Below are 23033 nucleotides of genomic sequence, written 5' to 3' on the forward strand. Positions count from 1 at the left end.
GCATCAGGCCAGACGTTCCAGCAGCCCGATCAGCGCATCCCGCTGCCCTTCGCCCAGTCGCTCCACCAATTGCCGCTGGGCCTGCTCCCACGCCGGATGCGCCGCACGCAACAGCGCTTCACCCGCCGCGCTCAACAGCACCACGCGATTGCGCTGGTCGTCGCCATCGGCCAGCCTCACCAGCCCTTCGGCCTCCAGCACGCGCAGGTTGCGCCCGAGGGTGCTACGGTCAAGGCCCATGGCCTCGGCCAAGGTGGTGATGCTCGGTCGATCGAGCCGCTGCAGGTGGCGCAACAGGGAAAACTGGGCGACATTGACGCCGAAGCCGGCAAGGGCTTCGTCGTAGTGCCGGCTCACCCCACGGGCGGCGCGACGCAGATGGGTACAGATGCATTCACTGGTCAGCATGAATGCGTGTATATACCCGCACCCAGGATGTTGCAAGAAGTTTCAAAGATGATTCAGGGCGCCAAGCGCCGACGAATCGGCTCGAATTCAGCCGTGGCCTGGCGCGCCACCGGATCGGGCTCACCCTTGTCGATTGCCTGCCAATAGCGCCAGGGCACCTTGGCCGCACCCAGTTCGTAGTCCATTCCGTCCCAGTTGTCCTCACGGAAGCTGTAGAAGGCCCAATGCAACTGCTGCTTGTCCAAGACCGTGAGGACATCCTCGAGGTATTGCTTGCACCCCGCCAGCCGGCGCATGCAACCGAACTCCCCCACCACCAGCCGCGAGCGAGGAACCCCCATCGCATCCGCCCAATCCAGCGGCTTTTGCAGATAAGCCGCTACCCGTTTGCCGTCCCACTGTTCACGCTTGCCGCCGAACGGTGCCAGCCCTGGATAGGGAATCGGTTGTTTGCGCGCCATGTTCGGTGCACTGGTGGCCGAATAGGGCTCGTACATGTGCACGCTGTAAAGCACTCGCCCATCCTGCAAGGGCGCCGGCCAATACCCGAAGGCATCGGCAGCGGCGTACCAGCCGGCATCGAGCATGATCGGGGTGACCGCATCCACCTCACGGATCGCCGCCACCAGCTCGCGATACAGCGCCAGCAGGTCACGTGGGCCGCCCTGCTCGCCAACGTACCACTGCTTCATACGTTGCAGATCGGCATGCTCGGCGAGGCCAGCATTGCGTTCGGGCGCAGGCTCGTTGATCAGGTTGTAGGCCGCCACGGCGGGGTGATCCTTCAGCACCTGGGCAAGGTCGCGCCAGAAGTTGGCCGCCTGGGCCCAGTAGCGCTTGTCCTGCCAGAGCCGGTCGTCGAACTGGCCTTGGTTGTTCTGTGACCAGCGCATGCCCGGCAACGAAAGCGGAGCGATCACGACCTTCAGACCCGCGGCGTGGGCGTTGTCCAAAACGCTCTTCAACTGCGCCAGATCCTTGGGCGAAAGGCCGTTGTAGGCATCGGCATCGCCGAGCAGGAAATCACGCCCCTGAGGCTTCCACTTGTCGTATGACAGCCGCACCCAGGTGGCGCCATAGCCACTCAGGGCCTGGAAGTAGCGTTGATCGGGGGGCAGGCGATTGAAGCTGTTGCCGCCGTGGCGAGGAGTGTCCCAGAAATCGATGAGGTCTGCGGCGGTGGCCGGCAGGCTGGCCAGCGCGATCAGGCTGGCGAACATCCAGTGGCGCATGCGAGGGCTCCCTGGTCGAGTGAACGGCCCGTGAGCATACGCCCGCCTGCCCAGGGAAACCGTTCAGGAACATTGCGGGAAGTTGCATGGTGTCGGTGTGTCAGGCCCTTTCGCGGGCTCACCCGCTCCCACTGCTCACCGTAGAACGATGGGATTTACCCGCGAAAGGGCCAGCGTTGACAGCGAAGACCTCAATGCCCAGACAACGCCAGGCCCAACACCACCGTCAGTTCCAATAGCTCCAACAGGGCCCCGGCGGTGTCTCCTGTGGTCCCGCCCAGGCGCCGACACATCAGGTGACGAATCCAGAAAAAGACCACGCCCGACACCAGCAGCACCCAAAGTGCCGTCGAACCTCCGAACAGCACACAGACCAGCGCACTGGCAGCCAGCATCCCGCCCGCCGCCTGCCGGGGCAAATGGTCGGCCAGCGCCTGGCCGAGCCCGCCCGGGCGCACATAGGGGGTGCCCATGAACAACCCCAGCAAGGCGGCCCGACCGACGACCGGGGCCAGCACCAGCCAAGCCCCCGCATCGCGCTCCACCAGAACCCACAGGGCACAGAACTTGAGCAACAACACCAGTACCAAGGTCACGACCGCGATCGGGCCGCTGCGCGGGTCCTTCATGATCTGCAAGGTGCGCTCACGATCGCCAAAGCCCCCCAGCCAGGCGTCGGCACTATCGGCCAGGCCATCCAGGTGCAGAGCACCACTGAGCAGCACCCACAGCGTAAGCAGCAAGGCAGCGTGCAACGGCGCGGCGACACCTGCAAGCCAATGACTGGCTCCCCACAGCAGCAGGCCAAACAGCAGTCCAATCACCGGGTAGAACAACAACGAACGGCCCATCTGCCGAGGTTCCGGCATCCCCGGCAGGCGCACCGGCAGGCTGCTCAGAAATTGCAGGGCAATCCAGAAAGGCAGCATTTCAGCCCTCCTCGCGCAATTGGCCATCGCTCGTCAGGCGCAGGCGGCGCAATGCCCCATGCCCGACCTCGACCTGCAGCAGTTGCTCACGCGGCAGGCCACGGGCACGCGCCAGCAACAGCCGCATCACGCCGCCATGGGTGACCAGCAGCACGCGCTTGCCCAGGTGCTGCCTGCCAAGGTCGTCGATGGCCGCCAGCACCCGCTCGGCAAATGCGCTCACGGGCTCGCCATTGGGCGGGGTGTAGCCATACGGGTCGGCCCAGAAGCGCCCTAGCGCATCGGCCTGGTCTTGCATGATCTGCGCCGCGCTGCGTCCTTCCCAATCACCGAAATGCAGCTCACGCACACCAGCCTCGCGCTGCACCGGCAACGCCAGCCGCGCGCCGAGTTCATCGGCAAAATGCGCGCAGCGACGCAGTGGGGAACTGACCAGCACGTCCCAAGGCCCCGCCTCGGCCACCGCCTCGCGCATCTGCGCCCAGCCGCGCTCGGTCAAGGCGTCGTCCAGGCTGCCGCGCAGCCCACCGCCGAGTTCGGTTTCGCCATGGCGCAGCAGGTCGAGCCTCATGCCGAGCGATCCGCCACCGCGGCCTCGGCGAAGGTCGCCATTTGCCCGTGCAGGGCACAGGCCAAGCGCATCAGCGGCACGGCCAAGGCCGCGCCACTGCCCTCGCCCAAACGCAGGCCGAGGGCCAGCAACGGGGTCGCTTGCAGCGCTTCGAGCAAGACGTGATGCCCCGGTTCCGCCCCCTGGTGCGCGAACAGCAGCCACGGTCGGCAACCAGGATTCACACGCACCGCCACCAAGGCAGCGACACTGCAGATGAAGCCGTCCACCAACACCGCCACGCCCTGCTGGGCACACGCCAGGTAAGCACCGACCAGCGCGGCGATTTCAAAACCACCGACACAGGCCAGGGCCTGCAGTGGATCGTCGGCCCCCACTCCATGCAGCCCAAGCGCGCGCTCGATCACTTGCGCCTTGTGCCGTACACCAGCCGCATCCAGGCCCGTACCCGGGCCGCTCAGCGCCTGCGCCGAGCAGCCCAGCAAAGCACTGGCCAACGCGGCTGCGGCGGTGGTATTGCCAATGCCCATCTCGCCGCCGATGAACAGCGTGGCGCCCTGCTCGGCGGCCCGCAACGCACTGTCGCGCCCGGCGGCGAGTGCCGCCTGCCACTGCGCCTCGGTCATCGCCGGCTGGCGGGCGAAGTTGGCGGTACCGGCGCCCAGGCGCAGGTGGCGCACCCCTGGCAAGGCCAGTTCGGAGTCGATGGTGCCCAGGTCGACCACGTCCAAGGTGGCCTGAAGTTGGCGCGCCAATACACTGATCGCCGCGCCACCGCCGACGAAGTTGCGCAGCATCTGGCCGGTCACCGCCTGTGGATAGGCGGAGATACCCTCCTCCACCACACCGTGGTCGCCCGCAAAGATCGTGATGGCCACCCGCTCCAGCGTCGGCCGCTCGCATCCTTGCAGACCCGCCAGTTGCACGGCCAAGTCTTCCAACTGGCCAAGGGAGCCCGCGGGCTTGGTCAGTTGCTGCTGACGGGCACGGGCCTGGTCCATGGCGGTCAGGTCGATGGTTTGGCAGGCGTCGCGCCACCAGGATTGATTCATAGGGAGGGTCCTTTGAGCATGAGGGGTAGGCCAGCGACGGTCAGCACCACGCGTTCGCAGCGCTCGGCCACCGCCTGGTGCAGCCAGCCGGCCAGATCGACATAGCGCCGGGTCAGCTCGCCCATGGGCACCACGCCCAGGCCGGTTTCGTTGCTGACCAGGATGATCGTGCCGGGCAGTGTCGTGAGGCAGTCGAGCAACGCATCGCGCTCCTGGGCCAGCCGGGCGTCGTCGTCCAGCATCAGCAGGTTGGTCAGCCACAGGGTCAGGCAATCGATCAACAGGCAGCGCCCTTGCGCGGCTTCGGCACGTAACACTTGGGCCAAGGCCAGCGGCTCTTCGATCAGCCCCCATTCGGCAGGACGACGCTGGCGATGCAACTGCACGCGTTCGTTCATCTCGCCGTCCAGCGGCTCGCTGGTGGCGATGTAGGTCACTGGCAGGCCGCTGGCCTGGGCCAACTGTTCGGCCAGGCGGCTTTTGCCGGAGCGGGCACCGCCCAGGATCAGGTTGCGCATGTCAGGCGACTCCACACAATTGGCGCAGGCGCGCGGTGTCCAGGTGCTGCTCCACAAGGTCGGCCAGGCGCTCGATGTCTCGCTCGCGCAAGGCGTCGTAGTCGATGATCTGGGCATCCTCCAGCCCGGCCCAGCGCAGCAGCGCCGCACACGAATGACTGCCCTCGAACAGGCCATGCAGGTAGGTGGCGAGCACCTGCCCATCGGCGCTGATCGCACCGTCGCAGCGGCCATCGTCCAGTTGCACCGCCGGACGTTCCAGGGCCGGGCCGCGGGTGACGCCGGCGTGGATTTCATACCCACCGACCGCCGCCTGCTCCAAGCCCAGGGTGCCGCGCACATTGCGCAATTGCTTCTCGGCTTCCAGCACAGTGACAAAATCGAGCAGGCCCAGCCCAGGGCTGGCGCCGGCCGGGCCTTCCAGGCCCAGCGGGTCCTGCACTTCACGGCCCAGCATCTGCAGCCCACCACAAATGCCGATGACCTTGCCGCCATAACGCAGGTGTCGCGCGATGGCGACGTCCCAGCCGCGCTCACGCAATTGCGCCAAGTCGCCCCGCACGCTCTTGGAGCCGGGCAGGATGATCAGGTCAGCGGGAGGGATCGGCTGGCCGGGGCCGATGAACTGCAGGTCGACCTGCGGGTGCAGGCGCAACGGGTCGAAGTCGGTGTGATTGCTGATACGCGGCAGCACCGGGACGATCACCTTGAACAGGCGGCCAGCCTGGGTCGCCTGGCGCGCATCGATGGCATCCTCAGCCTCCAGGTGCAGGTCGGTCACATAGGGCAACACACCCAACACCGGCTTGCCGGTGCGCTGCTCCAGCCAATCCAGGCCCGGTTGCAGCAAGGCGATGTCACCCCGAAAGCGGTTGATGACAAAGCCTTTGACCCGCGCCTGCTCACTCGGCGACAGCAGCTCCAGGGTGCCCACCAGATGGGCGAAGACCCCGCCACGGTTGATGTCCGCCACCAGGATCACCGGGCAGTCCACCGCTTCGGCAAAGCCCATGTTGGCGATATCGCCCGCACGCAGGTTGATTTCCGCCGGCGAGCCCGCGCCCTCGACCATCACCACTGGGTAGGCGGCGCTCAGGCGCTGGTGGGATTCCAACACCGCTTGCATGGCGATGGCCTTGTAGTCGTGGTAGGCCACCGCATTCATGCAGGTGACGGCACGGCCATGGACGATCACCTGGGCCCCGGTGTCGCTGTTGGGCTTGAGCAATACCGGGTTCATGTCGGTGTGTGGCGCCAGCCGGCAAGCCTGGGCCTGCACCGCCTGGGCGCGGCCGATCTCGCCGCCATCGGCGGTCACAGCACTGTTGAGCGCCATGTTCTGCGGCTTGAACGGCACCACATCGACGCCCTGGCGCAACAGCCAGCGGCACAGGGCGGTGACCAGTGTGCTCTTGCCGGCATCGGAGGTGGTGCCTTGCACCATGAGGGTGGTCATACCGACTCCTTCTGGTAGTCCGCCAGAGCGTCGCGCAGGCGCTGCTCATCCGCTTCAGTGGCCGGCAGCCCCAGGCGCACCGCCAGGGGCTGTTCGAACAGGCGCACCAGGATGCCCCGCCGAGCAAGAAATTCATGCAACTGCGCGGCCTGTGGCAGGCGCACGTACTGGAACAGGTCGCAGCCGCCACTGGGCCTCAAACCGGCCGCTTCGAGCAGCGCCGCCAGACGCCGACTGGCTTGGGCGCAACGGGCGATCTGAGTACGGTGGGCCGCTTCGTCGTTGAAGCAAGACTGCCCCAGGACCCGCGTCGGGCCGCTGATGGTCCAGGGCCCGAGCAGTTCGGCCAGGCGCTGCAACAGGATCTGCTCGGCCATCACGAAGCCCAGTCGCACGCCGGCCAGGCCAAAGAATTTGCCGAACGAACGCAGCACGATCAGCCCGGCGCGATCGGCGCAATCGACGATGCTCTGGGCCGGGGTGTTGTCCATGAAGGCTTCGTCGACCAGCAACCAGCCACCACGACGCGCCAGGCGGGCGTGCCAGTCGAGCAAGCGCTCGCGCGGGACGCAGCGCCCCGTGGGGTTGTTGGGGTTGACCAGCACCAGCACATCGAGGCTGTCCAGGGTCTGTTCGACCTGCCCGTCGGCCAGCTCGACCACCTGGTGCCCTGCGCGTCGCCAGGCGTGCGGGTGCTCGGCATAGCACGGCGCGAGTACGCCGACCCGCCCGGCAGGTCGCAGGCACGGCAAGGCCTGAATCGCCGCCTGGGAGCCGGCCACCGGCAGCAGGCTGTCGACGCCATAGTAGGTGCGCGCCGCCTGCTCCAGGCCATCCTCGACCTCGGGCAGTCGTGCCCAGGCCTCCTGCGCAATCTTTGGGATGGCGTAGGGCCAAGGTGCGATGCCGCTGGAAAGATCCAGCCATTGTTCACGGGCAATGCCGTACTGGCGCACCGCGCGCAGCAGACGACCACCATGTTCAAGCATTCACGTATGCTCCCAGGCAGATCAACAGTAACCACAGCCACACGCCGCGTTGCACCAGGCTCCAGCCGCGCTCGATGGCCTCGGCGTCGGCCGCAGGCCCTTCGCCCAGGCGCGCACGCTCATGCAGCTCGCCGTGGTACACCGCTGGGCCGCCCAGCTCGACGCCCAGGGCACCTGCCCCCGCCGCCATCACCGGCCCGGCATTCGGGCTGTCCCACAGCGGCGCCTGGTTGCGCCAGCAGGCCAGGGCCAGGCGTGTTTTGCCCAGCAGCGCATAGGTCAGGGCCACCAGCCGGGCGGGAATGTAATTGAGCACATCGTCTATACGCGCCGCGGCCCAGCCGAAACGCTCGAAGCGTTCATTGCGATAGCCCCACATGGCATCGAGGGTATTGCTCAGGCGATACAGCACCACCCCAGGCGCACCGGCCACGATGAACCAGAACAACGCCGCGAACACCGCATCACTGCCGTTCTCCAGCACCGATTCGGTGGCGGCTCGGGCCACGGCAGGTTCGTCCAGCTCACGGGTTTCACGGCTCACCAGAAACCCCACCCGCCGCCGCGCCTCGTCCAGGTCTCCCCGGCGCAGCGCCTCGGCCACAGGCAACACATGCTCGCCCAGGCTGCGCAGCCCCAGGGCGCAATACAGCGCAAGTACATCCACCCACCAGCCAATGAAGGGTAGCCAGGAGAGCACCAGCACCAGCAGGGTCAAGGGCACCACGGCAAGGAGCCAGGCGCTGACGCCATGGCTGCGCCACCCCCGACCGCCGGCATTCAAACGCTGCTCCAGGCGCGCCGCGAAGTTGCCGAAGCCCACCAACGGATGACGCCGTTTTGGCTCACCCAGCAAGGCATCCAACGCCACCCCGGCCACGGTCAGTAAAGCGATGCTCATTGCCCCTCTCCCCAATGATTTTCATAGAGCATGTCACTCAGCGGCCGCTCCTGGGCCCACTGCTCCAGCACCAGCATCGGCGCGGGATAGAACTCGGCCACCGGCCCCAGGCACAGCACGGCCACCGGCTTGGCACCTTTCGGCATGCCCAGCAGCTCGCCCAGCGCCTGCGGGTCGAACAACGACACCCAGCCCATGCCCAGGCCCTCGGCGCGGGCGGCCAGCCAGAGGTTCTGGATGGCACAGGCGAGCGAGGCCAGGTCCATCTCCGGCAAGGTCCTGCGGCCGAAGATGTGCGCTTCGCGGTGGTCCATCAGCGCCGCCACCAGCACCTCGGCGCAGTTCTGGATGCCTTCGACCTTGAGCTTCATGAACTCATCGGAGCGCTCGCCCAAGGCTTCGGCGGTACGCGCCCGCTCCTGCTCCACCAGGGCTTGGATACGGCCACGCAAGCCACGATCACTGATGCGGATGAAACGCCAGGGCTGCATCAATCCGACACTGGGCGCCTGGTGGGCAGCGGCAAGCAGGCGGGCAAGCAGCTCGGGGGCGACTTCACCGCCTGCAAAATGGCGCATGTCGCGGCGCTCGCCGATGGCGCGGTAGACCGCGGCGCGCTCGACAGCGGAAAAAGCGTGTTCGCTCATGGTCTCAGCAGCGCCGCCGTCGCGTCGGGGTTGGAAGGGAAATAGAAGTGCACGTAGGACGCGGTCAAGCGCCCGACGCGATAGACCGCCTCGTTGCCACGTCCGCCGTTGGGGCTCTGGCCTCGTGCGATCGGCTTAAGAGCGGTATCGGTCAAGGAATGGTGATAGGTATGGCCACGCAAGGTGCCTTCTGGCAACGCCACCGCTTGCAGGGCCAGGGCGGCCAGGCGCTTTTGCATCACCGCCTCGCCCGGCAGCAGGCCAAGCAGCTCGGCACGCTCGCCGGCCACGTCGGTCAGGGCATCGAGCAGGTAGAGCATGCCACCGCATTCGGCCAGCAAAGGCTTGCCCTGGGCGTGATGGGCTCGGATCGCCTCGCGCATCGGCGCGTTGGCAGACAGGGCATGATGATGCAATTCGGGATAGCCGCCGGGCAGATAGAGGCTGTCCACGGGCGGCAACGCGTGGTCATGCACGGGGGAGAAGAACAGCAGTTGCGCGCCGAGCTCACGCAACAGGTCAAGGTTGGCGCCATAGGTGAAGGCAAAGGCTTCATCCCGGGCCACACCAATGCGCACGCCCGCCAGGGACGGCTGGGTCGTCACCGGGGTTGGCCCGGCGAACGCCACAGGCGGCGGCAAGGCAGCGTCACAGCTGTCGCCCAGGGCTTGGGCTGCCGCGTCCAGACGCAGGTCCAGGTCGTTGAGTTCACTGGCCTGGACCAGCCCTAGGTGACGACTGGGCAACTCGATGCCGCGCTCGCGGGACAGCCCGCCATACCAGCGCAAGCCTTCGGTAAGGCTGCCTTCGAGCAACTGCGCATGGCGCAGGCTGCCGACCCGATTGGCCAGCACGCCGGCGAAGGGCAGGTCAGGTTGATAGCGCGCCAAGCCCAACGCCAGGGCGCCGAAGGTCTGGGCCATGGCCGTGCCATCGATCACCGCCAGCACCGGCACGCCGAAGTGGCGCGCCAAGTCCGCGCTCGAGGGCGTGCCGTCGAACAACCCCATGACGCCTTCGATCAGGATCAGGTCGGCATCGCCTGCCGCCTCCCAGAGCAGACGTCGGCTCTCTTCTGCCCCGATCATCCACAGGTCGAGCTGGTACACCGGCGCACCACTGGCACGTTCGAGGATCATCGGGTCGAGGAAATCAGGCCCACACTTGAACACCCGGACCTTGCGACCAAGGTTGCGGTGCAGGCGCGCCAGGGCAGCGGTGACCGTGGTCTTGCCCTGACCGGAAGCCGGTGCCGCTATCAGCACCGCCGGGCAATGCCGGGTCTGGCTCATAGCTCCACGCCCTTCTGGGCACGGATGCCGGCCTGGAAGGCGTGCTTGATCACCCCCATTTCGGTGACGGTGTCGGCCAGCTCGATCATCTCGGGCTTGGCAGCGCGGCCGGTGACGATCACATGCTGCATGGGCGGGCGGGCCTGCAGGTCCGACAGCACTTGGTCCAGATCCAGGTAGCCGTGCTTGAGCGCGATGTTCAGCTCGTCCAGCACCACGAACTGCACCGACGGATCCTGCAACAGCTGGCGCGATACCGCCCAGGCGGCCTCGGCGGCGGTGATGTCACGCTGGCGGTCCTGGGTTTCCCAGGTAAAGCCCTCGCCCATCACGTGGTAGCGCACCTGTTCGGGGAAGCGGCGGTAGAACAGCTCTTCGCCCGTGCTGTCGCGGCCCTTGATGAACTGCACCACGCCGCACTGCATGCCATGCCCCATGGCGCGGGCGAGCATGCCGAAGGCCGAGCTGCTCTTGCCCTTGCCGTTGCCGGTGAGCACCAGCAGCAGGCCGCATTCATTGGGGGCATTGGCGATTCGCTCGTCGATGATCGCCTTCTTGCGCTGCATGCGCGCCAGGTGACGTTCGTCGCGTTCGGTGGATTCGCTCATCAGGATTCTCCGCAGGCCGTCGCCGCGCACGGAAAGCGACGACAGGTCGATAGACAGGCAGACGGAGAACGCGCAGGGGCCGCGGCAAGCGCCACGGTGCACCGCGCATCACCCTCCGTGATGCCGTTGGCAGTGACAGGCCGGTCTCCGGGCTCGTGAGCAGGGCCTTGGCCCATGGGTCGCGCGCCTTCCCGGATACGCGTATCCAGTGGCTCTGCGCGGCCTTTGTCTCACCTACCGTTGCGGGGGCAGCGCCGGATTCGCGCCTTGCTGGCGCCCACCGGCTTCCCAGTTTCACCCTGCCCAGCCTGAGGCTGGCAGAGCACCTGAAACACGCGCGAAGGTTAGAGGGTTGGGGCGGGAGCGTCAATGAAGCGAACCGGACGCTCGATCCCATGACTTGTGCCGGACGTGCAGCAGTGATATCACATAGCCATCAGTTTTCGGCAATGCGGTCAAAACAACAAGGAGAGCGCAGCATGCGAGGCCTGATCATCAACAACCAGAACCTGGAATTTCTGCGACCGACCCTGGAAGGCTGGATCGAATGCATCGACCGTTTCAACCAGGTGCACGGCGACAGCGAGGCGCCCTACTGGCACGGCGCGGCCACCAACAGCGGGCTGCTCGCAGCCGCCGCCTGGCAGGCCGAACAAGTGGCCCTGGCGCAGTACCCCAGCAAGAAGCAACGCGACGAAGGTGAACGCGAGGGGCGCTGCGATCTGTCGATCAGCACCAACGAGGAATCCGTTCATTTGCATGTCAGCCAGCGCTGGCCGCGCATTGCGCGCCTGGACCTGAGCACCGCCCTGCAGGAAGCCGCAACCCTGGCCCGTCCGATCGCCTACCCTAGCCAGCTCAAGGCCGGCGCGCTGTTCGTCAGCCCCTGGAAGGCTGGCCAGCACGCCAGCCCCGAGGAGCTGCAGGACCTGGTCGACGACCTGCAAAAGCACACGGCCTGTGCGATCGCCTGGCACTTCCCTTATGCCTATCGCTCGCTGCACAACGAGTTGGGGCAGTATTTCCCTGGGGTGGCGCTACTGCTCAAGCAGGCGTGAGCCCTGGCTCAGGGCGCGAAGAACCGATCGACCAGGTGCGGGTCCCCCAGACGTTCGACATAAGCCGCCCTGTCGAACAGCTGCCCGCTGCGCAGGTCATACACCGGACCGCTTTGCGGCTTGCTCACCTGCCGGAGCCTGACGTTGACGAAGTGATAATCCACACCGGTGATTTCACTGAGTGCATCGACACGAAAGTAAGCCCCCGGCAGGAACAGGGTCTCGGCCTCATATTTGTGGGAAGAAAATGGCGCGATCAGCTTGCCGCTGCGGTAGCTGTTGGCGGGCAGCTCGAACACCACGGAGGTGTCGTCGAATACCCCTTCCAGGCCACGGCTCGAGAGCTGGTCCGGGTCGGCGGCAAATTTGCGAATGATGTAGGGATTTTCAGTGAAGGAGGTCAGGTCGGTATTGACCAGAATGTCACCTTCCTTGAACTGCCCGGTGCGAAAATGCACGCCACTGGTGCCGCGATCACCACATCCGCCGCGATACAGCGGCACATCGGCATGGGCGGGCAATTGCTCCACCGCGTCAGTCAGCTTGTTGAGATAGCCGACCTCATCGGCGTAGTTGAAGCTTCGTTCGCCCCGGCGCAGGTAGTCGTTGATCGAGTCATCCACGGTGTAGACATCGATCAGGTGATTCTTGAGCGCGCCATCGTGTTTGAAGGTGTAGGCAGGCGTGCCGTGGTGGTCGATATAGTCGAAGCCTTCGTCGTCCACCAGCGGCTCGGCGTCGCTGGCAAGCTCCGGGATGTCCTCTTGCTCGAGCAGGTTTCGCTGGCGCAGCAGCGCCGCATCGGACATGACCTCGCTGCGCTGCTCATCGGTCAGCATGTATTCATCCCAGAAAGCGGACGATCGCTGGGCAAGCGCACCTTCCGGCGCGCCGCCTGCCAGGCGCGCCGGCGCCAGCAGCTCCCATGCACCCGCCTCGTTCAGACGCACCGGACGAATCGGCCCGAAAGCGAAGGGATTGTCCGGCGGGACGATCAGCCAGGTACCCAGCTCGCTGCTGTAGCGTACGCGATAGGGCAGGCCTTGTAGTTCGATCCAGCACTCGCCATGGGCGCCAAGCCGGATGCCACGCAATGCCTGGCTACCTGGCTGCATCCCCTCCAGGACCTCATTGGCTTGCTCGTCTTCGAGCAGGCGCTGGGGTTGCGCCACTTCTCGCCATTCGCTCAGCGGTACGTCGGTTTCGTGAAACGGTGCCCGGTAGGCCAGGGAGGCATGCGTGCTGCCCAGCCCCACTTCGATCATGTTCAACGCGGCGAAGATCGAGTCGATGATCGCGCCACGCAAGGCCTCTTGCCGTTCCTGGCGGCTACGCGCGTGCACCGCGGCATCCACGTCCAGCCAGACCTTGGTCACCGACGCCGCCAGGATCGCCAGGCTGATGCCAGGTGACAACGGCACCAGCAATGCACTGATATTGATGAACGCTGCGAGGTAGCCATTGAGCATGGCCTTGCGCAGTTGACTGTTGTCGACCATCAGCTTGGCGTTGTGCCGCATGTCGCTGCGGGCATCGTCTCGCAACTGAGTAAGCAGACTGCCCACCGCCTGTGTGCTGGACTGCTGGAGCAGCATCAAAAGAGCGGCGTCGCTGGGGCTGGCGGCCAGTTGCTGCAGCGCATCCAGAGCCTCCTGCGGGGCGTCGTCCAGATGCGCCTGCGCGACCGCCGCCCGCAAACGCTTCATGCCATCGGTACTGCCCGCCCAGCCACGCAGCCAGTGCGCCATGGCCTGGTCCGAGGCGAAGCCTCTGAAGGCCTGTTCGTCATAGGGCATGTACAGCCAGACGCGCCCGCTGGACGGACGCAGGATGTACAGGCAGGCCCGGCCTACGCTCGGTCGATAGGCCGTGATATCGATCTCCCCTTCCCCAGACTCCTTGCGCAGCTGTTCCAAGGTCGGCGCTTGATCGGTGAAGGCGAGGACGCTCGAAACAAGGCCGCGTACCTGGCGCGCATCGTCTGCACTGAGCCGCCCCTGGCGCTCGGCTTGCTTGCAGTGCGCCAGCAGGCTGACCTTGGCGAGCACCTTGAAATCACTGGCGCGCGCCCTCCAGAAGGCCTCCACGTCATCGCGCATGACCTGGGCGAAATCCAGGCTCCAGAAATCCTTCTGGATATCCCGGGCCAGCACCGGCACTTCGTTGCGCTCATCGAAACGCTCCGCGTGCGGCCCCTGGCGATAGAAACCGCCGTACAGGTCCAACTCGTCGCTGGCATCCTGGAAGCCGACGTCGAAGCGCTTGATCATCAGCTCGGTGAAGCGCATCGACTTGACCGGGCGCTGGTAATGCGCCCACCCCGTGAAGCTACGATGGCTGGACGCGGCATCGGTGAACTGGTGCCACCAGATTTGGTCCGGGTCCCAGTCCTTGCCGGTATGACGGTGCAGAATCTGCCTGGCGTGCTGCTGGGCCAGCCGCCAGGGATCGGGATAGTGCTCCAGGAAGTCATCTGCCAGCCGTGCCAGTGCACGCCCGGTACCCAGTACCTTGAGGTTGTGAAGCAATGTCGATTGAAGGTCGGACATGGTCAGATCCAGTTGAGTCGAGGACCTGCCATGTTTGTCATCGCCGCACCCTCTCGGCGGTAGATAGGTCTAGGCGCCCGAAATGAACCTACGCCAACGCATCCGACTCTCAATTCTCACAAGCCCCAATGAGGATTCCGAGCATGGACAGGATGCGTATAGCGGTATTGCTGGCCCTGACCATCAGCCTCGGCGCCTGCGGCGAGTCCGCGCGCCTGGCGGTCAGCGACGGCTTCGGCCCCTCGCCCCGCCTGCCCGAACCCAACAAGACCCTGATCCCGACCGTGAACATAGCCCCGGCGATCGGCTGGCCGGAAGGCGCCACACCGACGCCCGCCGCCGGCACCCAAGTGGTGGCCTTCGCCCGAGACCTCGATCACCCGCGCTGGCTCTATGTGCTGCCCAATGGCGATGTACTGGTGGCCGAGACCAATGCGCCACCCAAGCCTGAGGATGGCAAGGGCCTGCGCGGCTGGGTGATGGGCAAGGTCATGGCGCGTGCCGGCGCCCGGGTCCCCAGCGCCAATCGCATCACCCTGCTGCGCGATGCCGATCATGATGGCGTCGCCGAGGTGCGCAGTACGTTCATCGAAGGCCTCAACTCCCCCTTCGGCATGACCCTGGTGGGCAAGGATCTGTATGTCGCCGACACTGACCGGCTGTTGCGCTTTCACTATGAGGACGGCGCGATGCAGTTGCGCGCGGAGGGCCACCCGGTACTCGACCTGCCCGGCGGCCCGCTGAACCACCACTGGACCAAGAATGTCATCGCCAGCCCCGACGGCAAGAAGCTGTACGTCACGGTGGGCTCCAACAGCAATGTCGGCGAGAACGGCCTGGAAAAGGAACAAGGCCGTGCCGCTATCTGGGAAGTGGACCCGGCCAGCGGTGAACACCGCATCTTCGCCTCAGGCCTGCGCAACCCCAACGGGCTGGCCTGGGAGCCCCGCACCGGCGCGTTGTGGACGGCGGTCAATGAACGCGACGAGATCGGCAGCGACCTGGTGCCTGACTACATCACCTCGGTGAAGGACGGCGGCTTCTACGGCTGGCCGTTCAGTTACTACGGGCAGCATGTGGATCAACGGGTCGAGCCCCAGGATCCCGGCAAAGTGGCCCAGGCGATCGTGCCGGACTACGCGGTAGGGCCACATACCGCATCGCTGGGCCTGGCATTTGCCCAGGCCGGTGGCTTGCCGCCGCCGTTCGAGCAGGGCGCCTTCGTGGGCCAGCATGGGTCTTGGAATCGCAAACCGCACAGCGGCTACAAAGTGATCTTCGTACCCTTCAACAGCGAAGGTAAGCCCGCTGGCCAACCGATCGACCTGCTGACCGGTTTTCTCGATGCCAAGGGCAAGGCCATGGGACGCCCGGTGGGCGTGGTCAATGACCGAGGCGGGCTCTTGGTGGCGGACGATGTGGGCAATGTGGTTTGGCGCGTGAGCCGAAAGTGAAGGGGCTCAGGGGTTCTGTGCCAGATGCCCAGCGGGCAGTACGCGCTTGGCCTGCAGGTAGGCCCGGGCCCAGTAGCTGTTGGACAGGTAGTCCAGACGCACCGTGCCGCCCGTGGACGGCGCATGCACGAAACGCCCTTCCCCCACGTAGATACCGGCGTGGCTGACCTGCGACCCACCGCTGGTGGCGAAGAACACCAAGTCTCCGGATTGCAGGGCGTTGATGTCCACATTGGGCGCGCGCATGACGATCATCTCGCGGGTCGAACGCGGCAGGCTGATCCCTGCGGCGTCCCGGTACACATAGCCAATCAGGCCACTGCAATCGAACCCCGCATCCGGCGTGTTGCCACCCCAGCGATACGGCGTGCCCACCAGGCCGATGGCACGGAACAGCACGTCCTCGGCCATGGGCGAGGATGACGCTTGCTGATTGAAAATGACCTTCGGCTTGGCCGCCGGCGCCGGTGCAGGGGCATGGCTGGAGCAGGCCGCGAGCAGTGCCGCCAGGGAGAGGAATGCGAAGCGCGCCAACATCGCCATGGTCAGAACATCCTGTCTGGAACCGTTCGGCCGCAGCCGAAGCCAAAAAGTGGTGAGAATTTAGATTAGACGCTTTCTGTAAATGCGCACGGCGGCGAGCTTTTCAGCATCGCCGCCGCGGCAGGGTACATCATTTTGATATCAGTTGCGCGAGATTGTGGTCGGCGCCATGGCCAAGGCACGCTTGGCTTCGATGAAGGTCTTGCTCCAGTAACGATCGCCCAGGTTGTCGATGCGTACACCGCCGCTGCGGCGGCTGCTGGAGTGGATGAACTGATTGTCACCCAGATAGATACCGGCATGACTCACACGGCCACGGCCGTTGGTGCTGAAGAACAGCAGATCGCCAGGCTTGAGCTTGTTGCGGGACACTTTCGGCGCATCGACATTGATCATCTCGCGAGTCGAGCGCGGCAGGTTCAGGCCGGCTTCTTCGCGGAACAAATAACCAATGAAACCGCTGCAATCGAAGCCGGACTTCTCCGAGGTACCGCCAAAGCGGTAACGGGTGCCGATCAGCGACATGCCACGCTCCAGGATGCTGTCGGCCAGGGCTGGCAGCTCATAGGGCTTGCTGTTGCCGGAAAAGGCTTCCAGGTCTTCTTCAGTGGCCAGCGGCTCTTCACCGAAAACGGAAGAGGCGGAGGGTTTGATCAGGCTCGCGGAATGCGCGGCGATCGAGTTTTGATCCTGCGGCTGGGAAACGGGGCCTTGGGAGGCGCAGCCAAAAAGCAGGGTCACAAGTGCAAGTGGCACGAGGGGTGCGAAGCGCTTCAGCATGGGCACGACCGTGTCTGTAATCCTTTAGAAGGGTGGAACTATGCCTTCTATGAGGGTCATTTGCAAATTTTATCGAAAAAAATGTGACTTTTCTGTTTTCGGGCTCTGGCCCGCGTGTTTCGGGGCTACCAGCCCAAGGTTTCCTTGAGGAACGGGATGGTCAGCTTGCGCTGTGCTTGCAGGGAGGCCTGGTCGAGACGCTCGAGCAGGTCGAACAGCGCGCTCATGCTGCGCGCGCCACGGGTAAGGATGAAATGGCCGACCTCATCGGTCAGGTGCAGACCGCGCCGCGAAGCGCGCAATTGCAAGGCGCGCAGCTTGTCCTCGTCGGACAGCCCGCGCATCTGGAAGATCAGCGCCAAGGTCAGCCGCGATTTGAGGTCAGGCAGCTTGATCGGCAGTTCACGCGGCGAGGCGGATGCCGCCAGCAGCAGGCGTCGACCGCTGTCACGCAGGCGGTTGAACAGATGGAACATGGACTCTTCCCAATCCGCCTTGCCCGCGATGACATGAAGGTCATCGATGCACACCAGCTCGTACTGCTCCAGGTAGTCGAGCAGCTCTACGCCACGGTCGAGCAATTGTGCAAGGGGCAGGTAGACAGCGGGTTCGCCCAACTGTTGGAAGCGGTGTGTCGCAGCCTGGAGCAGATGAGTACGGCCCACGCCCTGCTTGCCCCACAGGTAAATAAGGCTCTCGGTCCAGCCGGCGTCGGCTTCGCAAAGCCGCTCGACGTAGCCCAATGCCGCGGCATTGGCGCCCGGATAATAGTTGATGAAGGTGGCGTCATCGCGCAGGCGCACACCCAGGGGCAACTGGATCGGTTTCATGCTGGCGGGCGGTCGCGAGGACCACAGGGGGCCTTTGGTGAACAGTGTGCAAAGTCTATACCCGCAACGCGGGCGGCACAATGTGCGAGGGCAAGAGCACAAGTAAAATCAAGGAGTTGCATGATAAATCCGCCATTGCGAGGCTGCCGTCCTACGGCGGCATGCCCGCGTTTCCTACAAAGTACACTGGGGTCTTTCGGATTCCGGGATCGAATAAGCGCCTTCTACCGCTCCGATCGTCAAAGCTCCGGGTCGATATCCCCTGCGTACATGTCCGACTCCTTGTAAAGGTCGTGCACATGGCGCAACAGCACCATGATCACCGCCGCCACCGGCAGTGCGAGCAGCACGCCGGTAAAGCCGAACAACTCGCCCCCGGCCAGGATGGCGAAAATCACCGCCACGGGGTGCAGCCCGATTCGATCGCCCACCAGCAGCGGTGTCAGCACCATGCCCTCCAGGGCTTGGCCAACCATGAACACCGCGACGATGCCCAGCATCGGGTACAGGTCGCCACCAAACTGGAACAAGCCTGCGATCAATGCCGCACCGATACCAATGATGAAGCCCATGTAGGGCACGATGGCCGCAAGCCCTGCCAAAAGCCCGATCAAAAGGCCCAGTTCCAGGCCTACCAGCATCAGGCCACCGGCATAGATCAAGCCCAACGCCAGCATTACCAGCAACTGGCCACGAACGAATGCCCCAAGCACCTCATGGCACTCGCCCGCCAATCCCACGACCTGGCTCTCACGCTGGCGCGGCAGCAGACTGCGCAGCTTGGCCATCATCAGATCCCAATCGCGCAGCAGGTAGAAGCCCACCACCGGGATCAGCACCAGGTTGGCCAGCCAGGCGAGCAGCGCCAGGCCCGAGGCCGTGGCCTGGGACAACAGCACACCGACGATGTCGGTGGTCTGGCCCATGTGCGCGCCGATGGCGGCCTTGATCTTGTCGAACTTCCAGAACCCATCGGCCAAGCCCAAGCGGCTCTGCACCCACGGCAACGCCACGTGCTGCAACCAGTCGAGCATCTGTGGCGCCAGTTCGTACAGGCGCACCAGCTGCTTGGCCAGCATCGGAACCAGCACCAGCAACAGGGCCAGGAAAATCAGCGTGAACAGGCTGAACACCACCACCACGCCCCAGGTGCGTGACAGCCCCATGCGCTCCAGGCGATCGACCAACGGGTCGGCCAGATACGCCAGAAGAATGCCTACCAAAAACGGCGACAGGATGTTGTGCAGAAAATAAAGCAGTACAGCGACCAGCAGCGCCACAGCCAACCACGCCCAACGGCGAACCTCGATCATGCCTGGTACTCCTTACCAACGAAAACGCAAGCCATCGAATGGCTTGGGCGCAGGCGGCTGGGCCACCGCAGAGGGTTGTCCCTCGGGCGCCTGGACAGGCGCCGGGGTGGATACGGGAGCTGTTGTTGCCTGTTCAGGTGGCAACTCCTGCAACTTGGCCAGCCCCAACTGAGCACGCAACTGCTCGCGGTTACCGGTGACGCTGTAAGTCAGCGTGCTGCCCTCGGCTTGTCGCAAACGCGGGGCGTAAGGCTCAAGTACCCGGCTGAGCTCTGCGTAGTGCTGCAGGTTCATGCCCTGCACTTGCAGTTGCAGTTCGCTGCTGGCGCCCGGGCGGGTGACGTAGCGCGGCGCCAGGCGGGTGCTGACCGCCAACATCACCGCATCGGCCAGGGCCGCCTGGTCGGCGCCTTCGGCATTGCCTTGCTCGCGCTGATCGCCCAGCCACAACTGCCACTTGCCCTGCCACTTGCCATCGGCCTCCTGGGCATGCACCGCCAACAGCGCATCGGCGCCGTAGCGCTCCGATGCCTCACGCAGCGGCGCGGGGTCGCTGCCTTCGAGCTGCTTGGCATTGGCCACCAACTGCTCCTGCAGGTCGCCCAGGGGCAAGCGCAGCGGCAGGCCACGGTGCTGGGCCGCGCGGCGCAGTGGCGTGGCCGTCGACTGGCCATCGCCAACCAGGTTGCTGCCCTCGGCAGTGTCGTTCAGCCACCAGCCGAGTATCGAAGGACGGTTGCTGCCCCATAGCGCCAGGCCCGCCTGGCGCAGGGCACGTTCGGTACTGCCTGGGTCGAACTCCACCAACAGGGTTTCAGGCGGACCGGCTTCGGAGCCCACCTGGTTGATGATTTGCTGCGGGTCCTTGCGCAGGGCTGCCAGGGCGGGGCTCTGCGCGGCCTTGGGATCGCCGGTCAGGCGCAGCACCAGTGTGTCCAAGGCCTTGCTGGTGGCCTGGGCGCGGGCTTCGCCGCCCTGTCCTTCGACGGGTTCACGGACCTGGTAGAGCCCGGAGACCGGCTCGGCCTGGACCACGGCACTGACCGCGACCAGGCAGGCGACAGCCAGGTGATTGAGAAAACGCATGGAGGATTCCTGTCCAGATGACCAAGGGGCGTCAGGCCCCGAATCTGCTGCTGTGACCACGACACTGCGCAAAACGCTCCGCCATGCCGGACAAATTCGGCCCGCCGCCATTGCTATTACCTTATACAGGCACTGGCGCGGCAACCAGTCGCGGCCAGTGAAAGGATGTTTTTTGCCAGATTCCCGGCCTGCCCGTCGGCCTGAGGATGGCCGCTGCCCGGCAACCCTGATAAAATCGCGCGCCTTCGCAGACCAGTGACGTACAGGCAGCCGCCGCCCTTCGAGCCGGCCTTGGCCGTCGCGGTCGTTTTCCCGAATCCCTCCCTCTTAAAGGCCTGGATCAATGAGCAAGCAACCCTCCCTGAGCTACAAGGACGCCGGTGTAGACATCGACGCCGGCGAAGCACTGGTCGAACGCATCAAGGGCGTGGCCAAGCGCACCGCACGCCCTGAAGTCATGGGTGGCCTGGGCGGCTTCGGCGCCCTTTGCGAGATCCCGGCCGGCTACAAGCAGCCGGTTCTGGTCTCCGGCACCGATGGCGTCGGCACCAAGCTGCGCCTGGCGCTGAACCTGAACAAGCACGACAGCATCGGCCAGGACCTGGTCGCCATGTGCGTCAACGACCTGGTGGTCTGTGGTGCCGAACCGCTGTTCTTCCTCGACTACTACGCCACCGGCAAGCTCAACGTCGACGTGGCCGCCACCGTGGTCACCGGCATTGGCGCCGGCTGCGAACTGGCCGGCTGCTCCCTGGTCGGTGGTGAGACCGCCGAGATGCCTGGCATGTACGAAGGCGAAGACTACGACCTGGCCGGCTTCTGCGTCGGCGTGGTGGAAAAGTCCGAAATCATCGACGGCTCCAAGGTCGTCACCGGTGACGCCCTGATCGCCCTGCCGTCCTCCGGCCCGCACTCCAACGGCTACTCGCTGATCCGCAAGATCCTCGAAGTGTCCGGCACCGACATCGAGAACACCCAGCTCGACGGCAAGCCGCTGGCCGACCTGCTGATGGCCCCGACCCGCATTTACGTCAAGCCGCTGCTCAAGCTGATCAAAGACACCGGCGCGGTCAAGGCGATGGCCCACATCACCGGCGGTGGCCTGCTGGACAACATCCCACGCGTCCTGCCCGACAATGCCCAGGCCATCATCGACGTGGCCAGCTGGCAGCGCCCGGCGGTATTCGACTTCCTGCAGGAAAAAGGCAACGTCGACGAGCACGAGATGCACCGCGTCCTGAACTGCGGCGTCGGCATGGTCATCTGCGTGGCCCAGGACAAGGTCGACAGCGCCCTGCAGGTGCTGCGTGACGCCGGCGAGCAGCCATGGGTCATCGGCCGCATCGCCGAAGCACCGGCGGATGCCGCCCAGGTCGAGCTGCAAAACCTCAAGGCGCACTGATGCCAAGCAAGACCTGCAATGTCGTGGTACTGCTGTCGGGCTCCGGCAGCAACCTGCAAGCGCTGATCGACACCAGCCGTGGCGAAGACAGCCCGGTGCGCATCCGTGGCGTGATTTCCAATCGCGCCGATGCCTATGGCCTGCAACGGGCCCAGGCCGCGGGTATCGAGACCGCCGTGCTCGCGCACGGTGGCTTCGATGGCCGTGAAGCCTTCGATGCGGCGCTGATGGCGCTGATCGATGGTTTCGAGCCTGACCTGGTGGTACTGGCGGGCTTCATGCGCATCTTGAGTGGCGGCTTCGTACGCCACTACCAGGGCCGCCTGCTCAACATCCATCCGTCACTGTTGCCCAAGTACAAGGGGCTGCACACCCACCAGCGTGCGCTGGAGGCGGGCGACGCGGAGCATGGTTGCAGCGTACACTTCGTCACCGAGGAACTCGATGGCGGCCCTCTGGTCGTACAGGCAGTGGTACCGGTGGAGCCAGGCGACACACCCGACAGCCTGGCACAGCGAGTTCATCGCCAGGAACACCAGATCTATCCGCTGGCGGTGCGCTGGTTCGCCGAAGGACGCTTGCGTCTGGGCGAACACGGCGCACTACTGGATGGCCAGCCCTTGGCGGCCAGCGGTCACTTGATTCGACCCTAGGAGAACTTATGCGTCGCGCCCTGCTCTTGGCTCTCGCCGTGCTCGCCCTGCCCCTCCAGGCAGCTGATCTGAAGCCTTTCTCGGCCAGCTACACCGCCGACTGGAAGCAGCTGCCCATGAGCGGCACCGCCGAGCGCAGCCTGGTAAAGAACGCCAACGGTACCTGGAGCCTGAACTTCAAGGCTTCCATGATGATCGCCAGCCTGACCGAGCAAAGCACCCTGCGTCTGGACAACGACACCCTGCTGCCACAGAAGTATCACTTCGAGCGTGGCGGCCTGGGCAAGGCGAAGCAAGTCGATCTGGACTTCGATTGGAGCAGCAAGAAGGTCACCGGCAGCGACCGTGGCGATGCGATCAACCTGCCGCTCAACCGCGGTGTACTGGACAAGTCGTCCTACCAGCTGGCGCTGCAGCATGACGTGGCCGCCGGCAAGAAGAGCATGACCTATCAGGTCGTCGACGGTGACGAGATCGACACCTACGACTTCCGCGTGCTCGGTACCGAGAAAGTCACCACCAAGACCGGCCAGGTCGATGCCGTGAAGGTCGAGCGCGTACGCGACCCGAGCCAGAGCAAGCGCATCACCGAGCTGTGGTTCGCCAAGGAATGGGACTACCTGCTGGTGCAACTGCGCCAGGTCGAGACCGATGGCAAGGAATACGTGATCGTGCTGCAGGATGGCACAGTCGATGGCAAGTCGGTGAAAGGCAACTGATCACCGCTGCCAGCAAGGCCTGAAGCCCCGCCCCGTGCGGGGC

Annotated in this window: 23 protein-coding genes and 1 riboswitch; of the genes, 5 read left to right on the forward strand and 18 right to left on the reverse strand. The window is 65.1% G+C overall.

What is annotated here, in order from left to right; genetic code table 11:
- Positions 1-3 precede the first annotated feature (3 nt).
- The 12 genes from ACNFCH_RS13270 to cobO all read right to left on the reverse strand — a co-directional run bounded on the left by ACNFCH_RS13270 (position 4) and on the right by cobO (position 10603).
- Positions 4-408, reverse strand: a complete 405-nt coding sequence (locus tag ACNFCH_RS13270) for a MarR family winged helix-turn-helix transcriptional regulator (protein WP_196164527.1) — start codon at positions 406-408, stop codon at positions 4-6.
- A gap of 53 nt (positions 409-461) precedes the next feature.
- The gene (locus tag ACNFCH_RS13275) at positions 462-1640 is read right to left on the reverse strand and encodes a glycoside hydrolase family 5 protein (protein WP_416742951.1); all 1179 of its coding nucleotides are present in this window, start codon (positions 1638-1640) and stop codon (positions 462-464) included.
- 191 nt (positions 1641-1831) lie between these two features.
- Positions 1832-2569 carry an adenosylcobinamide-GDP ribazoletransferase gene (locus ACNFCH_RS13280; protein ID WP_196164525.1) on the reverse strand — a complete coding sequence of 246 codons (738 nt, stop codon included), beginning with the start codon at positions 2567-2569 and terminating at the stop codon, positions 1832-1834.
- Position 2570: 1 nt separating this feature from the next.
- Positions 2571-3140: an alpha-ribazole phosphatase family protein gene (gene cobC / locus ACNFCH_RS13285; protein WP_337157455.1), complete on the reverse strand. Its 570-nt coding sequence runs from the start codon at positions 3138-3140 to the stop codon at positions 2571-2573.
- Positions 3137-4192: a nicotinate-nucleotide--dimethylbenzimidazole phosphoribosyltransferase gene (gene cobT / locus ACNFCH_RS13290; RefSeq protein ID WP_416742952.1), complete on the reverse strand. Its 1056-nt coding sequence runs from the start codon at positions 4190-4192 to the stop codon at positions 3137-3139. Before cobT ends, cobC begins: the two co-directional genes overlap by 4 nt.
- Positions 4189-4710 (reverse strand): bifunctional adenosylcobinamide kinase/adenosylcobinamide-phosphate guanylyltransferase, encoded by a 522-nt coding sequence (gene cobU, locus ACNFCH_RS13295; protein ID WP_337157453.1) that lies wholly within the window; start codon positions 4708-4710, stop codon positions 4189-4191. The genes cobT and cobU overlap by 4 nt, the downstream gene beginning before the upstream one ends.
- A gap of 1 nt (position 4711) precedes the next feature.
- A complete protein-coding gene (locus ACNFCH_RS13300) occupies positions 4712-6166 on the reverse strand; it encodes a cobyric acid synthase (protein WP_337157452.1) in 1455 nt (484 codons plus the stop codon).
- A complete protein-coding gene (gene cobD, locus ACNFCH_RS13305) occupies positions 6163-7155 on the reverse strand; it encodes a threonine-phosphate decarboxylase CobD (protein WP_416742953.1) in 993 nt (330 codons plus the stop codon). The genes ACNFCH_RS13300 and cobD overlap by 4 nt, the downstream gene beginning before the upstream one ends.
- Positions 7148-8056: an adenosylcobinamide-phosphate synthase CbiB gene (gene cbiB, locus ACNFCH_RS13310; protein ID WP_416742954.1), complete on the reverse strand. Its 909-nt coding sequence runs from the start codon at positions 8054-8056 to the stop codon at positions 7148-7150. The genes cobD and cbiB overlap by 8 nt, the downstream gene beginning before the upstream one ends.
- Positions 8053-8703, reverse strand: coding sequence for a 5,6-dimethylbenzimidazole synthase (bluB, locus tag ACNFCH_RS13315; protein WP_416742955.1), 651 nt, complete (start codon positions 8701-8703; stop codon positions 8053-8055). Before bluB ends, cbiB begins: the two co-directional genes overlap by 4 nt.
- Positions 8700-9995, reverse strand: a complete 1296-nt coding sequence (locus ACNFCH_RS13320) for a cobyrinate a,c-diamide synthase (RefSeq protein WP_416742956.1) — start codon at positions 9993-9995, stop codon at positions 8700-8702. The genes bluB and ACNFCH_RS13320 overlap by 4 nt, the downstream gene beginning before the upstream one ends.
- Positions 9992-10603: a cob(I)yrinic acid a,c-diamide adenosyltransferase gene (gene cobO / locus ACNFCH_RS13325; protein ID WP_416742957.1), complete on the reverse strand. Its 612-nt coding sequence runs from the start codon at positions 10601-10603 to the stop codon at positions 9992-9994. The genes ACNFCH_RS13320 and cobO overlap by 4 nt, the downstream gene beginning before the upstream one ends.
- Positions 10604-10723: 120 nt before the next feature.
- Positions 10724-10948, reverse strand: a riboswitch (cobalamin riboswitch).
- Positions 10949-11082: 134 nt separating this feature from the next.
- Here cobO and ACNFCH_RS13330 point away from each other — a divergent pair.
- The gene (locus ACNFCH_RS13330; protein ID WP_416742958.1) at positions 11083-11661 is read left to right on the forward strand and encodes a hypothetical protein; all 579 of its coding nucleotides are present in this window, start codon (positions 11083-11085) and stop codon (positions 11659-11661) included.
- An 8-nt stretch (positions 11662-11669) separates the two neighbouring features.
- On the opposite strand, the gene ACNFCH_RS13335 is transcribed toward ACNFCH_RS13330, so the two are convergent.
- Positions 11670-14210, reverse strand: a complete 2541-nt coding sequence (locus ACNFCH_RS13335; protein WP_416742959.1) for a dermonecrotic toxin domain-containing protein — start codon at positions 14208-14210, stop codon at positions 11670-11672.
- A 143-nt stretch (positions 14211-14353) separates the two neighbouring features.
- On the opposite strand from ACNFCH_RS13335, the gene ACNFCH_RS13340 reads away from it, so the two are divergent.
- Complete coding sequence (locus ACNFCH_RS13340; protein WP_337157444.1) at positions 14354-15664, forward strand: sorbosone dehydrogenase family protein; 1311 nt, start codon at positions 14354-14356, stop codon at positions 15662-15664.
- A gap of 6 nt (positions 15665-15670) precedes the next feature.
- Here the strand turns inward: ACNFCH_RS13340 and ACNFCH_RS13345 are convergent, their stop codons facing one another.
- The 5 genes from ACNFCH_RS13345 to ACNFCH_RS13365 form a co-directional block, all read right to left on the reverse strand.
- Positions 15671-16207, reverse strand: a complete 537-nt coding sequence (locus ACNFCH_RS13345) for a C40 family peptidase (protein ID WP_337157443.1) — start codon at positions 16205-16207, stop codon at positions 15671-15673.
- 141 nt (positions 16208-16348) lie between these two features.
- The gene (locus ACNFCH_RS13350) at positions 16349-16987 is read right to left on the reverse strand and encodes a C40 family peptidase (RefSeq protein WP_337157442.1); all 639 of its coding nucleotides are present in this window, start codon (positions 16985-16987) and stop codon (positions 16349-16351) included.
- A 125-nt stretch (positions 16988-17112) separates the two neighbouring features.
- Positions 17113-17817 (reverse strand): DnaA regulatory inactivator Hda, encoded by a 705-nt coding sequence (gene hda, locus ACNFCH_RS13355; RefSeq protein WP_070091725.1) that lies wholly within the window; start codon positions 17815-17817, stop codon positions 17113-17115.
- A 239-nt stretch (positions 17818-18056) separates the two neighbouring features.
- Positions 18057-19130 carry an AI-2E family transporter gene (locus tag ACNFCH_RS13360; RefSeq protein ID WP_416742960.1) on the reverse strand — a complete coding sequence of 358 codons (1074 nt, stop codon included), beginning with the start codon at positions 19128-19130 and terminating at the stop codon, positions 18057-18059.
- Between the two features lie 12 nt (positions 19131-19142).
- The gene (locus ACNFCH_RS13365) at positions 19143-20216 is read right to left on the reverse strand and encodes a DUF2066 domain-containing protein (protein ID WP_416742961.1); all 1074 of its coding nucleotides are present in this window, start codon (positions 20214-20216) and stop codon (positions 19143-19145) included.
- A gap of 343 nt (positions 20217-20559) precedes the next feature.
- Here ACNFCH_RS13365 and purM point away from each other — a divergent pair, with 343 nt between their 5' ends.
- The 3 genes from purM to ACNFCH_RS13380 are packed head-to-tail and all read left to right on the forward strand — an operon-like array spanning position 20560 to position 22990.
- A complete protein-coding gene (purM, locus tag ACNFCH_RS13370; RefSeq protein WP_070091728.1) occupies positions 20560-21618 on the forward strand; it encodes a phosphoribosylformylglycinamidine cyclo-ligase in 1059 nt (352 codons plus the stop codon).
- Entirely contained in the window at positions 21618-22271 is a 654-nt protein-coding gene (gene purN, locus ACNFCH_RS13375) for a phosphoribosylglycinamide formyltransferase (RefSeq protein ID WP_337157439.1), read from the forward strand. The genes purM and purN overlap by 1 nt, the downstream gene beginning before the upstream one ends.
- A gap of 8 nt (positions 22272-22279) precedes the next feature.
- On the forward strand, positions 22280-22990 hold the full coding sequence (locus tag ACNFCH_RS13380) for a DUF3108 domain-containing protein (protein ID WP_416742963.1): 711 nt from the start codon (positions 22280-22282) through the stop codon (positions 22988-22990).
- The last annotated feature ends 43 nt before the right edge of the window (positions 22991-23033 follow it).

Source organism: Pseudomonas sp. NY15354 (assembly GCF_048068075.1).
In the GTDB taxonomy this organism is placed as follows: domain Bacteria; phylum Pseudomonadota; class Gammaproteobacteria; order Pseudomonadales; family Pseudomonadaceae; genus Aquipseudomonas; species Aquipseudomonas guariconensis_C.